General features: G+C 66.8%; 1 protein-coding gene. It reads left to right on the forward strand.

Annotated elements, in window-relative coordinates; translation table 11 throughout:
* Positions 1-1,254, forward strand: a 1,254-nt coding sequence (locus P0119_22820; protein ID MDF0668895.1) for an IS1634 family transposase, incomplete at both ends; no start/stop codon positions are given.

The following is a 1,254-nucleotide window of genomic DNA, read 5'->3' on the forward strand; positions in this document are numbered from 1 at the left end:
GGGAAGCGGTGTCCTGGGCCACGATGGCGGCGGTCTTGGTCCTGGCCCGATTGTGTGAACCGGCGAGTGAGTTGCACATTGCCGAGACCTGGTACCGGCAGACTGCGCTGGAGGACCTGCTCGGCGTGCCGGCTGACCTGGTCAATGAGGATCGCTTGTATCGGGCGCTGGATCGGCTGCTGCCCCACAAGCGGGCGCTGGAGTCCCACCTGGTGGCCCGACTCCGGGAGCTGTTCGCGTTGGACTATGATCTGCTGCTCGATGACGTGACGAGCACCTACTTCGAAGGGCCGGCGGCCGCGAATCCGTTAGCACACCGGGGCTACAGCCGGGATCATCGGCCCGACTGCAAGCAAGTCTGCATCGCCTTGGTGGTCACGCGGGAGGGGCTGCCCCTGGGCTATGAGGTCTTCGCCGGCAACCGCACCGACGTGACGACGGTCGAGGAGATCGTGGGGACGATGGAAGCTCGCTATGGGCTCGCGCAGCGGATCTGGGTGATGGATCGGGGCATGACGAGCGAAGAGAATCTGGCCTGGCTGCGGGCCAGCGGGCGCCGGTATCTGCTCGGGACGCCCAAGAGTGAGTTGCGCAAGTGGGCCCGGGCGCTGACCGACGAGCGCGACTGGACGACGGTGCGGGAGGGCGTGGACGCGAAGACCTGCCTCGGGCCCGAGGGCGCCGAAACGTTCCTGCTGGTCCGATCCGTCGAGCGGCGCGAGAAGGAGCGGGCGATGCACACGCGCTTCGGGCAGCGCATTGAGAGCGGGGTGGCCCGTTTGGCCCGACGACTCAGTCGGGCGCGCCGTCCCCTGGAGCGGGGCCCCATCGAGCGACAGATCGGCCGACTCCTCGCGCACAATCCCCGTGCCGCCGGGCGGTACGTGATCGACGTGGTGGCAGACCCGACCACCGCGTCGGGTCTTCGGGTGACGTGGACCAGCCGGCCGGAATGGGACGACTGGGCTCGCGTCAGCGACGGCTGCTATGTGCTCCGCACCAACATTCCGGACTGGAGTCCGGAGGACTTGTGGCGCACCTATGTCCAACTCGCCGACGCCGAAGCCGCCTTCCGGATTCAGAAAAGCGACTTGGCCCTGCGTCCCATCTGGCATCAACGAGCGGATCGGGTCCAGGCTCACATTCTGGTGTGCTTCTTGGCCTATGTGCTGTGGAAGACCCTGGAACAGTGGCAACAGCGGGCTGGGCTGGGCCACAGTCCGCGCACGATCTTAGAAGAACTCCGGACCATTC

It is taken from the genome of Nitrospira sp. (assembly GCA_029194665.1).
Classification (GTDB): Bacteria; Nitrospirota; Nitrospiria; order Nitrospirales; family Nitrospiraceae; genus Nitrospira_D.